Origin of the sequence: Paraburkholderia sp. A1RI_3L, from assembly GCF_048957895.1 — a bacterium.
GTDB lineage: Bacteria > Pseudomonadota > Gammaproteobacteria > Burkholderiales > Burkholderiaceae > Paraburkholderia > Paraburkholderia kururiensis.
In genome coordinates this window covers 173,546-186,553 of the sequence record NZ_JARCHA010000002.1, presented here as the reverse complement: position 1 = coordinate 186,553, position 13,008 = coordinate 173,546, and the positions used below count along the sequence as shown (strand labels likewise).

The window sequence follows — 13,008 nt, the reverse complement described above, 5'->3', positions numbered from 1 at the left end:
GCCAGCCAGGCCGATTCACGAGCGACACGCGACGCAATGCCGCCGCGGCGTCGCGCCCGCTGCACCAACTTTGTGTACGATTCGCGTCGACGCGGGGTTCGCGAGGCGTTCTGCGCAAACGTTCGCGTCGCCCATGCCCCTCCCGCGAAAGTCCCGCCACGCCTGGCTCAACGCCACTAATCGCCAAACGAAGCACGCGCTTAACCGCGCGATTTTGCTTTCATCCAGTAATAAGAATGTCATGTGACTTTCACGGAACGTCACATGACTGTCATAAAGAGACCCTAAGCTTCGCGGTGTTGTGTCATCCGCTCACACCACTGGAGGTCTCAATGAAATTGATGCAAACCGCGCTTGCTGGCATGGCTGGCGCGCTCTTCGCGATCGCCGCACATGCTACCGACATCACCGGCGCGGGCAGCACCTTCGCAGCACCCATCTATACGAAGTGGGCCGACGCCTACCAGAAATCGGGTGGCGGCAAGGTCAACTATCAAGGCATCGGTTCGTCGGGCGGTCTCAAGCAGATCATCGCCAAGACGGTCGACTTCGCCGGTTCGGACGCTCCTCTGAAGGACGACGAACTCGAGAAGCAAGGCCTCTTCCAGTTCCCGACGGTGGTGGGCGGCGTCGTGCCGGCGATCAACGTGCCGGGCGTGAAGGCCGGCGAACTCGTTCTGTCGGGTGAAGTGCTGGGCGACATCTACCTCGGCAAGATCAAGAAGTGGAACGATCCGGCCATCGCCGCGCTGAATCCGAAGGTCAAGCTGCCGGATCTCGACATCGCCGTGGTGCGCCGTGCCGACGGTTCGGGCACGAGCTTCATCTGGACCGACTACCTCTCGAAGGTGAACGCCGAGTGGAAGTCGAAGGTGGGCGAAGGTACGACGGTGAACTGGCCGGTCGGTACGGGTGGCAAGGGCAACGACGGCGTTGCGGCCTTCGTGCAGCGTCTGCCGGGCTCGATCGGCTACGTCGAGTGGGCGTACGCCAAGCAAAATCACATGGTCTACACTTCGCTGAAGAACGCGTCGGGTGCGGTTGTCGAGCCGACCACCGAAACGTTCAAGGCCGCAGCCGCGGGCGCAGACTGGAAGAAGTCGTTCTACCAGATCCTGACCAACGAGCCGGGCAAGAACGCATGGCCGGTCGTCGGCGCGACGTTCGTGCTGCTGCATACGGCGCAGGACAAGCCGGATAGCGGCAAGGAAACGCTGAAGTTCTTCGACTGGGCGTTCAAGAACGGCACGGAAGCAGCGGATCAGCTCGACTACATCTCGCTGCCGGCGTCGGTCGTGAGCGAAATCCGCACGCAGTGGAAGGCGAAGGTGAAGGACACTTCCGGCAAGGCCATCGCCGAGTAAGTCGTCAGCGCCGGTTCGGGGCTGTGCCGTGTGGCGCAGCCTTTGTGATCCGGTTGTGCGCCGCTTCGCCCCGGGTTTCTGGGCGAGGCGGCTTGCGGTTTCCGTATGCCCGTCTTTACCTGGCTGCACGCCGACGCAATGCGTCGCCGGGCGGCTTCTGAAACAGGCCAACATGTCCGACATCCAACTCGCGCCCGGCGTCACCCGCCCGGCTCCGCCAGGAGGCTCGGCGCAGCAGAAGGCGCCCAGCCCTCTCGGCGACGTCATCTTCGGCAGCCTGACCCGCCTCGCGGCCATCGTCACGTTACTGTTGCTCGGCGGCATTATTGTGTCGCTGATCGTTTCGTCGATGCCGACCATCGAGAAGTTCGGCCTGCGCTTTCTCTGGACGGCCGAGTGGGATCCTCCTTCTGAACAGTTCGGCGCGCTCGTGCCCATCTACGGCACCATCGCGACCTCGCTGATCGCGCTCATCATCGCGGTGCCCGTGAGCTTCGGCATCGCGCTCTTCCTGACCGAGCTGTCGCCCGCCTGGCTGCGCCGGCCGCTTGGCATCGCCATCGAACTGCTGGCCGCCATTCCGTCGATCGTCTACGGCATGTGGGGTTTGCTCGTGTTCGCCCCGATCTTCGCCGCGTGGTTCGAAAAGCCGCTCGGCACGTTGCTTGGCGGCATTCCGATCGTCGGCGCGCTGTTCCAGGGCGCGCCTATCGGCATCGGCATTCTGTGCGCGGGCGTGATCCTCGCCATCATGATCATTCCGTACATCGCCTCGGTGATGCGCGACGTGTTCGAAGTGACGCCCGTGCTGCTCAAGGAGTCGGCATACGGCATCGGCTGCACGACGTGGGAAGTCATGTGGAAGATCGTGCTGCCGTTCACCAAGTCCGGCGTGATCGGCGGCGTCATGCTGGGCCTCGGCCGCGCGCTCGGTGAAACGATGGCGGTGACGTTCGTGATCGGCAACACCAATCTGCTCGACAACGTCTCGCTGTTCTCGCCCGGCAACAGCATCACCTCGGCACTCGCTAACGAGTTCGCCGAAGCAAGCCCTGGCCTGCATACGTCCGCGCTTATGGAACTCGGCCTCATCCTGTTCGTGATCACCTTCATCGTGCTCGCAATCTCGAAGCTCCTGCTGCTGCGCCTCGAAAAAGCGGAGGGTGGCCGGTCATGAGCGAATCGCAGATGAAAATTCCGGGCGCGATCTACGGCGAAAAGCTCGAAACGATGCGCGCGCGGCTGCAACGCCGCCGCCGCACGGTCAACGCCATCGCGCTTTCGCTCTCGCTCGCGGCCATGGCGTTCGGGCTGCTGTGGCTCGTGTGGATTCTGTTCACGACGCTTCAGCTCGGTGTGGGCGGCCTCTCGGTGCAGCTCTTCACGCAATCCACGCCGCCACCGAATACCGATGGCGGTGGTCTTGCCAACGCGATCGTGGGCAGCCTGTTGCTCGTGGTGATCGCGACGTTCGTGGGCACGCCGATCGGCATTCTCGCCGGCGTGTATCTGGCCGAATACGGCCAGAAGAGCTGGCTTGCGAGCGTCACGCGCTTCATCAACGACATTCTGCTGTCGGCGCCGTCGATCGTCGTGGGCCTCTTCGTCTACGCGCTCGTCGTGGCGAAGATGGGGCACTTCAGCGGCTGGGCCGGCGTGATCTCGCTCGCGCTACTGCAAATTCCCATCGTCATCCGCACGACCGAGAACATGCTCAAGCTCGTGCCGAACGCGCTGCGCGAGGCTGCCTTCGCACTAGGTACGCCGAAGTGGAAGATGGTGATGTCGATCACGCTGAAGGCGTCGGTGGCGGGCATCATCACCGGCGTGTTGCTGGCCGTTGCCCGTATTGCCGGCGAAACGGCGCCGCTGCTCTTCACGGCGCTGTCCAACCAGTTCTTCTCGTGGGACATGAACCAGCCGATGGCGAACCTTCCGGTCACCATCTTCAAGTTCGCGATGAGCCCGTTCGCGCAATGGCAGTCGCTCGCGTGGGCAGGCGTTTTCCTGATTACGCTCGGGGTGCTGGGACTCAATGTCCTCGCACGCACGGTCTTTTCGAAAAAGTAAGGGCGGAGCAATCCGATGAACATGGCAGAGACTCACCTGAACACCGATGGCCGTGCCACGACGCCTGCTGGCATGGACCCCGCCCAGGGCACACAAGCAAAGCCAATGGGTGCCGCGAAGATCGAGGTCAAAGACCTGAACTTCTTCTACGGCAAATACCACGCCCTGAAGAACATCAACCTGAGCATTCCCGAAGGTAAGGTGACCGCGTTCATCGGTCCGTCGGGTTGCGGCAAATCCACGTTGCTGCGCACGTTCAACAAGATGTTCGCGCTTTATCCGGAGCAGCGTGCCGAAGGTGAAATCCTGATGGACGGCGAGAACCTGCTCACCACGAAGCGCGACATCTCGCTCTTGCGTGCACGCATTGGCATGGTGTTCCAGAAGCCGACGCCGTTTCCGATGTCGATCTACGACAACATCGCGTTCGGCGTGAAGATGTTCGAAACGCTGTCGCGCTCGGAGATGGACGACCGCGTCGAATGGGCGCTCACGAAGGCCGCGCTGTGGAGCGAAGTGAAAGACAAGCTGGGGCAGAGCGGCTACGGCCTCTCGGGCGGCCAGCAGCAGCGCCTGTGCATTGCGCGCGGCATCGCCATTCGTCCCGAAGTGCTGCTGCTCGACGAACCGTGCTCGGCGCTCGACCCCATCTCCACGGGCCGCATCGAAGAGCTGATCGCCGAGCTGAAGAGCGACTACACCGTCGTGATCGTGACGCACAACATGCAGCAGGCCGCGCGTTGTTCGGACTACACGGCGTATATGTATCTCGGAGAACTGATCGAATTCGGCGACACCGAGAAGATCTTCATCAAGCCGGTCCGCAAGGAAACGGAAGACTACATCACCGGCCGTTTCGGCTGATTCCCGCCGCCGTGAGGAGCACGACATGTCCGACAAACACCTCTCCAGCCAGTTCGACGCCGACCTGAACCTCGTTTCATCGAAGGTGCTCGAAATGGGCGGCCTCGTGGAATCGCAGATCGTCCACGCCATGCAGGCGCTCAACGCGTTCGATACCGAGATCGCCGACCAGGTGATCACGAACGAAGAGCGCGTGAACACGATGGAAATCGAGATCGACGAGGAATGCAGCAACATCATCGCGCGCCGCCAGCCGGCTGCACGCGATCTGCGCCTGCTGCTCGCCATCTCGAAGACGATTACAAACCTCGAGCGCGCCGGCGACGAGGCGGAAAAGATCGCCAAGCGCCTCAAGCGCCTGACCGAAGACGGCGCGGCGCGCACGGTCAACATCGCCGAGATCAAGGTCTCGGGCGAGATGGCGGTTTCGATTCTGCGCCGCGCACTCGACGCGTTCGCGCGCCTCGACACGGTGGCCGCCGCGCAGATCGTGCGCGACGACAAGGCGATCGACGAGGAATTCCGCGCTTTCGTGCGCAAGCTCGTGACGTACATGATGGAAGATCCGCGCACCATCAGCGCGGGCCTCGAATTCCTGTTCATCGCAAAGGCGATCGAGCGCATCGGCGACCACGCGAAGAACATCGCGGAATTCATCATCTACATCGTGAAGGGCACGGACGTGCGACACAAGTCGCGCGACGCGCTCGAACGTGAAGCGCTCAGCTAATTCTTTTCGCAAAGGTCAAGAGGTGCCGATGCCCAGCAGCATTCTTGTCATCGAAGACGAACCCGCGATTTCCGAGCTCATTTCGGTGAACCTCCAGCATGCGGGCCATTGCCCCATTCGCGCGTACAACGCGGAGCAGGCGCAGAACCTGATCAGCGACGTGCTGCCCGACCTCATCCTGCTCGACTGGATGTTGCCGGGCAAGTCGGGCATCGCCTTCGCCCGCGATCTGCGCAACAACGAGCGCACGAGGCACATCCCCATCATCATGCTGACCGCGCGCGGCGACGAGCAGGACAAGGTGTTGGGCCTCGAGATCGGTGCGGACGACTACGTGACCAAGCCGTTCTCGCCGAAGGAACTGATGGCGCGCATCAAGGCGGTGCTGCGCCGTCGCGCACCGCAGTTGACCGAGGACGTCGTGGCGATCAACGGCCTCAAGCTCGATCCCGCCACGCATCGTGTGGCGGCCCATTCGGACGGCAGCGAAATCAAGCTCGACCTGGGTCCGACCGAATTCCGTCTGCTGCATTTCTTCATGACGCATCCGGAGCGCGTGCATAGCCGTACGCAGTTGCTTGACCAGGTATGGGGCGACCACGTGTTCGTCGAAGAACGCACGGTGGACGTCCATATCAAGCGGCTGCGGGCGGCCCTCAAACCCGCGGGCTGCGATGCGATGATCGAAACGGTGCGCGGCAGCGGCTACCGTCTCGCGAAGAGCGCCTGAAAGAAGCGTTCGCGGCGCCGGCAGCCAGCGACCAGCGATGTACCGCCGGAGCGTACCCCTATAATCAGAACGACAACCCGGCGGAGCGCGTAACAGCGTCCCGCCGTTTCTTCGCGCGGACGTGTTGCGCGTAACGCTTTCCATCGCTACATCCATGAACATCATCTGGGTGCGCTCCATCGTGTCGGTCGTGCTGCTGGCTGTGCTGTGTGCAGGCGTCGGCGCGTTCTTCGGCATCGAGGCGGCCTTGATTCTCGCGGTCGTCGTGCTGCTCGCGCAGGGCTTCTTCAGCACGTTTCACAAGCAGCAGCTCTGGCGGCTGCTCGATGCCCCCGTGTACGGCGAGGTGCCGAGCGCGCCCGGCGTGTGGGGTGAAATCTATTACCGGCTGCACAAGCTCGCGAAGCGCTGGCATGCGCAGGTGCGGCAGGTGGAACAGCAGCACTCGCGCTTCATCCAGGCGATCCAGGCGTCGCCGAACGGCGTGGCGATGCTCGACGACCACGACCAGATCGAATGGTGCAACGCGATTGCCGAAGTGCATTTCGGACTGGACGCGAAGCGCGACCTGCGCCAGCACATCACACATCTCGTGCGGCAGCCCGAGTTCGTGCGCTATCTGAATTCGCAGCAGTACGACGAGATGCTGATCATGCGCGGCATGGGCGAGAAGCGGCAGAACGTGCTGTCGGTGCAGGTGTTTCCGTACGGCGAGAACCGCAAGCTCGTGCTCTCGCAGGACATCACGGAACTCGAACGAACCGATTCGATGCGACGCGACTTCGTGGCCAACGTGTCGCACGAACTGAAGACACCGCTCACGGTGCTGTCAGGCTTTCTCGAAACCATGCGCGAACTGCCGCTCAGCGAATCCGAACGCACACGCTACCTCGACATGATGGAGCAGCAGGCCTCGCGCATGCGCCACATCGTGACGGATCTGCTCGTGCTCGCGAAGCTCGAAGGCGAAGCCAAGCCGCCTGGCGAGCGGCTCGTCGACATGTCTGCCGTGCTGCGGCACGTGCGCGACGATGCCAGCACGCTCTCCGAAGACCGGCATCGCATCACGTATGACATCGACGAAGGGCTCACGGTCAAAGGTGCGGAAACCGAGATTCTGAGTGCGCTCGGCAATCTCGTCATGAACGCGATCCGCTACACGCCGGACGGTGGCAAGGTGCACGTCGACTGGCACATGGAAGGCAACACCGCGGTGTTTTCGGTGACAGACAGCGGCCTGGGCATTCCCGCGGCCGATATTCCGCGTCTGACCGAGCGGTTCTATCGTGTGGACCGCAGCCGTTCGCGCGACACGGGCGGCACGGGTCTTGGGCTGGCCATCGTCAAGCACGTGCTGCAACGGCACGATGCGCAGCTCGAAGTGAAGAGCGAGGAAGGGCGGGGCAGCAAGTTCACGGTGCGGTTCCCCGCTGTACGCACGGCGCGCTGCCAGACCACTGCGGCTTGAGGTTGCGCCTCCGCGGCCGCAACTGAGGCGGTAAGTCGCGTAAGTCACGATACGGCCGGCGCGACGCCGGCCGTATCGCTTCAGCAACTCACGAACAGAACTTCGCGAGCAGGCTCAGTTGAGCATTGCGCGACGACTTGCCGGGGCGGCGCCGGCGATAATGCCCGTCGCTCTGCATGAGCCACGCCGACTGATTGTCTCCGAGGTACACCGAGAGCCCTTCCGCAATCACGCGTCGCTTCAGGCGCCGGTTCTTGATCGGGAACGCTACTTCCACGCGACGGAACAGATTGCGGTCCATCCAGTCGGCGCTCGAAAGGTAGACGTTCTCTTCACCGCCCGCATAGAAGTAGTAGATGCGATGGTGCTCGAGAAAGCGTCCTACGATGGAGCGCACCGTGATGTTCTCGGAGAGTCCCTCCACGCCGGGCTGTAGCGCGCACACGCCACGCACGATCAAGTCGATCTTTACGCCGGCCTGCGATGCTTCGTAGAGCTCGTCAATGACGCTCGGCTCGAGCAGCGCATTCATCTTCGCCACGATGCGCGCCTTCTTGCCTGCGCGGGCACGTTCCGCTTCGGCGCGAATCGAGCGAATCAGTTGCGGGTGCAGCGTGAACGGCGATTGCCACAGATCGTGAAGAGCGAGCTCGCCACCAATACCCGTCAGTTCCTGGAACACGTGGTGCACGTCTTCGCAGATCTTCGGGTCGGCGGTCATCAAACCGAAGTCGGTATAGAGGCGCGCCGTGCGCGGATGGTAGTTGCCCGTGCCCAGGTGCACGTAGCGCTTGAGGACCATCTTGCCGTTCATGGGCGTGCGCCGCACGATCAGCATCATCTTTGCGTGGCACTTGTGGCCCACCACGCCGTACACCACATGCGCGCCCACCGCTTCGAGCTGCGACGCCCAGTTGATGTTGGTTTCCTCGTCGAAGCGCGCGAGCAGTTCCACCACGACGGTCACTTCCTTGCCGTTGCGCGCGGCCTGCATCAGCGCATCCATCAGCGGCGAGTCGGTGCCGGTACGGTAGATGGTCTGCTTGATGGCAACGACGTTCGGGTCTTTTGCGGCTTGAAGCAACAATTCCAGCACGGGCTGGAAACTCTCGTACGGATGATGCAGCAGCACGTCGCCCTGATCGATCACGTCGAAGAGACTCGTGCTGGCCGCGACCTGCGCGGGGATCGCCGGAATATGCGGGACGAACTTGAGGTCGGGCCGGTCCACCATCTCGGGCAACTGCATGAGCCGCACCAGATTCACGGGGCCATCGACGTAGTAGCAATCCTTTTCCGAGAGCGCGCTTTCGTCGAGCAGGCGTTTGACGAGATGCGGCGGCGTTTCCGCGGAGACCTCGAGCCGCACTGCGTTGCCGAGGTGCCGTGCGGGCAGTTCGCCTTGCAGCGCAACACGCAGGTTCGTGATTTCGTCTTCGTCGACGAAGAGTTCGCTGTTGCGCGTAATGCGGAACTGGTTGCAACTGCGTACGACGAGATTCGGAAAGAGTTCGTTCACGAAGCGCTGCAGCAGCGAACTCAGCAGCACGAAACCGTGGGCGAAGCCGGAGAGTTCTTGCGGCATGCGCACGAGCCGCGGCAGCGCGCGCGGCGCCTGAACGATGCCCATCATCGCCTGGCGGCCGAAAGCGTCTTTGCCTTCCAGCTCGACCACGAAATTCAGGCTCTTGTTAAGCACGCGCGGAAAAGGATGCGCGGGGTCGAGCCCGATGGGCGTGAGCACCGGCAACAGTTCATCGAGGAAATAGCCGCGTGCCCATTCCGTCTGCGCTTCGTTCCACGCTTCGGTGCCGTGGAAATAGATGCCTTCCTGTTCGAGCGCGGGCAGCACGGTCTCGTGCAGCATGGCGTACTGGCGATGCACGAGCTTCTGGGCGCGTTCGACCACGAGGTCGTACACATGCTGCAGCGACATGCCGTCGGGCGAGAGCGCGCCCGGATTGTCACGCATCTGCTCATGCAGCCCCGCCATGCGGACCTCGAAAAACTCGTCGAGATTGCTGCTCGTGATGCAGATGAAACGCAGCCGTTCGAGAAGCGGCACGGCGGGGTCGGCGGCTTGCGCGAGCACGCGCTCATTGAAGCCCAGGATGCCCAGTTCGCGATTGAGAAGGGGGTAGCGGGCGGACATCGGTTGGGAGAATGGGGTGTCGGTAGACTTGAGTGGACCGTCGGAAATTCTCACAATAACGTGGCATTCTTATGACATTCGGGCTGTCACAAATTCTACGCTGTATTTTCGGGCCACCGTAAATAGGATGCGGTATTGAGCAGCATTCCGGCGCGAGGAGCGACATCGTGAGGTCCGCAACGCTTAAAATGGCGACTTTGAACAGCGCTGCGCTGGCCCGTGCGGCCTTGCTGGCGCGTATGGAACCCGCTCAATCGATGGTCAATACTCCGCATCTTCTCGCCGCAGTGGATCTCGGCTCCAACAGTTTCCGGCTGATCGTCGGGCGCGTTGAAGAAACCGAAGCCGGCAGCCAGATCTACCAGGTCGATGCCCTGCGCGAACCCGTGCGTCTTGCCGCCGGCCTTTCAAAAGACAAGATGCTCGACCGCGCCTCGCAGGTGCGCGGCTGGGACGCGCTGAAGCGTTTCGGCGAACGGCTGCGCGATTTTCATCCCGATCACGTGCGTGCGGTGGCCACCAATACGCTGCGTATCGCGAAGAACGCGCGCGAATTTCTCGTCGAGGCGGAAGCGGCGCTCGGGTTTCCTATCGAAGTTATCGCGGGTCGCGAAGAAGCGCGGCTCATCTATGCGGGCGCGGCACATTCGGTGCCCGCGAGCGCGGGCAAACGGCTCGTGGTGGATATCGGCGGCGGCTCAACGGAATTCATCATTGGCCAGCATTACACGCCCATCAAGATGGAGAGCCTGTATATCGGCTGCGTGAGCCACAGCCGCGGCTTCTTTCCGGCGGGCAACGTCGACGAGTACACGATGCGCCAGGCCGAACTCGCTGCGCGCCGCGAAATCCAGATCATCTCGACCGAGTACAAGGACGCGGGCTGGGAGCAGGCAATCGGCTCGTCGGGCACGGCGCGCGCACTGGCCGAACTCGTGGAGGCGAATGGCTTCAACGACGCCGGCATTACGCACGGCATTTCGCGCGGCGGTCTCGAGCGACTCAAGCGCGCGCTGATCAAGGCCGAGAACGTCAACCGCCTCAAGCTCGTTGCGCTAAAAGCCGACCGCGTGCCGGTGCTCGCGGGCGGTCTCTCGATCATGATTGCGGTATTCGACGAACTCGGCATCGACTACGTCGATACGACCGACGGTGCGCTGCGTCTTGGCGTGCTCTACGACCTGCTCGGGCGGTCCCAGCACGAGGACATGCGCACTGTGACGGTGGAAGGATTCATGCGCCGTTATGGTGTGGACCGCGCACAGGCGGTGCGCATCGGCGAGCTTGCCGTGCAGTTCTACGACCAGTTCGAAGAGGCCGACGAGGAAGTGTGCGCCGAGAACCGCATGTTTATTTCGTGGGCGGCTTCGCTGCACGAAATCGGGCTTTCCATCTCGCACAGCGCCTATCACAAGCATTCGGCGTACATCGCGAGCAACGCGGACATGCCCGGTTTTTCGCGTACCGATCAGGCGCGCCTTGCCGCGCTCGTGCTCGGCCACGCAGGCAAGCTCGGCAAGCTCTCGCAGACGCGCGAAGTGGAGTGGCAATTGTTGTTTTGTCTGCGCCTCGCCGCGTTACTGTCGCGCCGCCGTGCGGACGTCGGCTTGCCCGAGATCACCGTGGCGCGCGAGGGCAATGGTTACGAGGTGCGTTTGCCCAAGGAATGGGTGGTGAACAACCCGCTGACGGACTACAGCCTTATTCAGGAGGCTGCGGAGTGGGAGAAAGTTGGCATTCCGTATCGTGTGGTCTACACGGACAGGTAGCCTTTCCGCTGCGGCGGCACGCAACCATGCTGTGCCGTTTCGTTCGATATCCCGATGAAAAAGAGCCCGGCATGCCGGGCTCTTTTGTCTTCGTTCGCGCGACGACTGCGCTTGTGTCGGCTTTCAGCGCGGCAGTGCGTCACCGAGGAAGTGACGGGCGTAGCGCGCGTTGATTTCCGAGAGGCGGAACAGCGTGAGGAAGTCGGCCGTGTTGAAGTCGGGGTCCCAGGCCGGTGCGCCGCAGATCTTTGCGCCCAGACGCAGATAGCCCTTCACGAGCGGCGGCGCCACAGCAACGGCACCCGTGCGCAACTCGTCGACCGGCAGCGGCGTGTGCGGGAACGCGCGATATTCGGGTGCCGTGAGCGCGCTTTCGTCGAGCGACGCGTAAAGGTTCGCGGCGTAGTGGCCACCGTCCACCATCGGTACGCTCGCGCAGCCCAGCATCGTTTCGTAGCCGTTCTGCATCATGTATGAGCCGAGGCCCGCCCACAGCGACATGATGACGGAACCACTGCGATAGTCGGGGTGCACGCACGAGCGGCCCACCTCGACCATCTTCGAGCGCAGATGCGTGAGGCGTGAAATGTCGAACTCACCTTCGGCATAAAGGCGGCCGATGCGCGCTGCCTGATACGGCGGCAGCACGCGGTAGGTGCCCACGACCTTCAGCATGTCGAGGTCGCGAACGAGCAGGTGATCGCAGTACGCGTCGAAGGCGTCGACGTCGAGACCGGCCGGGCCTGTCAGATGCGCGCCCATTTCCTCGGCGAAGACGCGGTAACGCAGACGCTGCGCTTCGCGAAGCTCTTCGTCGCTGCGCGCCCAGGCCACCTGCAACCGATGCTGGGCCGTGATCGTTTCCTCCGCGTGCGGCAGGCGACGACGCGGCTCGAACGGGATCGAAGCGAGGGGCAGGGTGGGCGTCGGCAGTTCTCGCATGGGGCGTTCCTGGTCGTAAAAAGGGGCTTCACTTGAGCGCCAAATATAGTAATGACCGGTGACGCTTCCATGGCAAACCAGTGACGATTCGATGACGTATCGTAAGGCTGACATGCAGGCTGACATGCGGCACCCATCACGCGCGGAACGGCCGTTCCACGCCTTCCATGCCCCCTGCATTCAGACCAGGTCCGGGCTCATGACCGCGCGCAACACAGCCTGGTCATGGCCGTTACGCTCGCGGCTTTCGAACCACCAGAGGCCGCCTTTCTTCACGGCCCAACTGCTTTCGTCGCTGCCTGTCAGCAGCAGGGCCGCCACTTCGCCGAGCGTGGGCTGATGACCGACTACGACGACGGTCGATGCGATGCCTTGGGGCCAGCCGGCTGCGGAAAGGATGTCGCTTGCGCTTGCGCCGGGTGCAATGTCGCGCACGACACGGTATTGGTCCGAGAGCGCTTCCGCGGTCTGCACCGTTCGTGTAGCAGGACTCGCGATGACCATGGCATCGTTGTCCAGTCGGGAGCGCAGCCACCGCGCAACGTTTTGAGCCTGCTTGCGGCCACGCGTGGTGAGCTGGCGCGCGAGATCGGTCGCGGCGACATCTTCGGCCTCGGCGTGGCGCCATAGGATGAGGTTCATGCGGCGTCTCCTTGAGTGGGCGTATCTCGCATGGTGCATGCGGGATGCCTGGAGGGGCAAGACGCGACGTGACGGTGGTCAGAGGCTCCCTGGTTTGACGGATCGAGCGCGTTCTGGGTAAAATGTTGGATTACTCGGAGCGTAGCGCAGCCTGGTAGCGCATCTGATTTGGGATCAGAGGGTCGTAGGTTCGAATCCTATCGCTCCGACCAGCAACACCAAGGGGTTACCCGCCTTCCGGCCGGTAACCCCTTTCTGTTTTGTCCACCTGAGTTTC

Annotated in this window: 11 protein-coding genes and 1 tRNA gene; 9 read left to right on the top strand and 3 right to left on the bottom strand. The window is 62.7% G+C overall.

Annotation, left to right across the window (positions count from 1 at the left end; all coding sequences use genetic code 11):
• Positions 1–332 precede the first annotated feature (332 nt).
• From pstS to phoR, 7 genes are all read left to right on the top strand, one after another.
• Positions 333–1,364 carry a phosphate ABC transporter substrate-binding protein PstS gene (pstS, locus tag PXJ20_RS06925; protein ID WP_017776183.1) on the top strand — a complete coding sequence of 344 codons (1,032 nt, stop codon included), beginning with the start codon at positions 333–335 and terminating at the stop codon, positions 1,362–1,364.
• Positions 1,365–1,536: 172 nt separating this feature from the next.
• Positions 1,537–2,541, top strand: coding sequence for a phosphate ABC transporter permease PstC (pstC, locus tag PXJ20_RS06920; RefSeq protein ID WP_017776184.1), 1,005 nt, complete (start codon positions 1,537–1,539; stop codon positions 2,539–2,541).
• Positions 2,538–3,434, top strand: coding sequence for a phosphate ABC transporter permease PstA (gene pstA, locus PXJ20_RS06915; RefSeq protein WP_017776185.1), 897 nt, complete (start codon positions 2,538–2,540; stop codon positions 3,432–3,434). Before pstC ends, pstA begins: the two co-directional genes overlap by 4 nt.
• A 15-nt stretch (positions 3,435–3,449) precedes the next feature.
• The gene (gene pstB / locus PXJ20_RS06910) at positions 3,450–4,298 is read left to right on the top strand and encodes a phosphate ABC transporter ATP-binding protein PstB (protein ID WP_042299817.1); all 849 of its coding nucleotides are present in this window, start codon (positions 3,450–3,452) and stop codon (positions 4,296–4,298) included.
• Between the two features lie 25 nt (positions 4,299–4,323).
• Positions 4,324–5,028 (top strand): phosphate signaling complex protein PhoU, encoded by a 705-nt coding sequence (gene phoU / locus PXJ20_RS06905; protein WP_017776187.1) that lies wholly within the window; start codon positions 4,324–4,326, stop codon positions 5,026–5,028.
• Positions 5,029–5,056: 28 nt separating this feature from the next.
• On the top strand, positions 5,057–5,758 hold the full coding sequence (gene phoB / locus PXJ20_RS06900; RefSeq protein WP_017776188.1) for a phosphate regulon transcriptional regulator PhoB: 702 nt from the start codon (positions 5,057–5,059) through the stop codon (positions 5,756–5,758).
• A 154-nt stretch (positions 5,759–5,912) separates the two neighbouring features.
• Positions 5,913–7,226: a phosphate regulon sensor histidine kinase PhoR gene (gene phoR / locus PXJ20_RS06895; RefSeq protein ID WP_017776189.1), complete on the top strand. Its 1,314-nt coding sequence runs from the start codon at positions 5,913–5,915 to the stop codon at positions 7,224–7,226.
• An 88-nt stretch (positions 7,227–7,314) separates the two neighbouring features.
• Here phoR and ppk1 read toward each other — a convergent pair whose 3' ends face one another.
• Complete coding sequence (ppk1, locus tag PXJ20_RS06890) at positions 7,315–9,378, bottom strand: polyphosphate kinase 1 (protein WP_421029623.1); 2,064 nt, start codon at positions 9,376–9,378, stop codon at positions 7,315–7,317.
• A gap of 188 nt (positions 9,379–9,566) precedes the next feature.
• Between ppk1 and ppx the strand changes: the two genes are divergently transcribed.
• On the top strand, positions 9,567–11,147 hold the full coding sequence (ppx, locus tag PXJ20_RS06885; protein WP_277596631.1) for an exopolyphosphatase: 1,581 nt from the start codon (positions 9,567–9,569) through the stop codon (positions 11,145–11,147).
• 123 nt (positions 11,148–11,270) lie between these two features.
• On the opposite strand, the gene PXJ20_RS06880 is transcribed toward ppx, so the two are convergent.
• Entirely contained in the window at positions 11,271–12,089 is an 819-nt protein-coding gene (locus tag PXJ20_RS06880) for a GNAT family N-acetyltransferase (RefSeq protein WP_421029622.1), read from the bottom strand.
• A gap of 180 nt (positions 12,090–12,269) precedes the next feature.
• Positions 12,270–12,731, bottom strand: coding sequence for a SixA phosphatase family protein (locus PXJ20_RS06875; protein WP_421029621.1), 462 nt, complete (start codon positions 12,729–12,731; stop codon positions 12,270–12,272).
• Between the two features lie 135 nt (positions 12,732–12,866).
• Here PXJ20_RS06875 and PXJ20_RS06870 point away from each other — a divergent pair.
• Positions 12,867–12,943 (top strand) — tRNA-Pro (locus PXJ20_RS06870).
• Positions 12,944–13,008 lie beyond the last annotated feature (65 nt).

Coding starts and splice junctions, on each gene's coding strand:
- pstS (WP_017776183.1), top strand. CDS start 333: ATGAAATTGATGCAAACCGCGCTTGCTGGCATGGCTGGCGCGCTCTTC.
- pstC (WP_017776184.1), top strand. CDS start 1,537: ATGTCCGACATCCAACTCGCGCCCGGCGTCACCCGCCCGGCTCCGCCA.
- pstA (WP_017776185.1), top strand. CDS start 2,538: ATGAGCGAATCGCAGATGAAAATTCCGGGCGCGATCTACGGCGAAAAG.
- pstB (WP_042299817.1), top strand. CDS start 3,450: ATGAACATGGCAGAGACTCACCTGAACACCGATGGCCGTGCCACGACG.
- phoU (WP_017776187.1), top strand. CDS start 4,324: ATGTCCGACAAACACCTCTCCAGCCAGTTCGACGCCGACCTGAACCTC.
- phoB (WP_017776188.1), top strand. CDS start 5,057: ATGCCCAGCAGCATTCTTGTCATCGAAGACGAACCCGCGATTTCCGAG.
- phoR (WP_017776189.1), top strand. CDS start 5,913: ATGAACATCATCTGGGTGCGCTCCATCGTGTCGGTCGTGCTGCTGGCT.
- ppk1 (WP_421029623.1), bottom strand. CDS start 9,378: ATGTCCGCCCGCTACCCCCTTCTCAATCGCGAACTGGGCATCCTGGGC.
- ppx (WP_277596631.1), top strand. CDS start 9,567: ATGGCGACTTTGAACAGCGCTGCGCTGGCCCGTGCGGCCTTGCTGGCG.
- PXJ20_RS06880 (WP_421029622.1), bottom strand. CDS start 12,089: ATGCGAGAACTGCCGACGCCCACCCTGCCCCTCGCTTCGATCCCGTTC.
- PXJ20_RS06875 (WP_421029621.1), bottom strand. CDS start 12,731: ATGAACCTCATCCTATGGCGCCACGCCGAGGCCGAAGATGTCGCCGCG.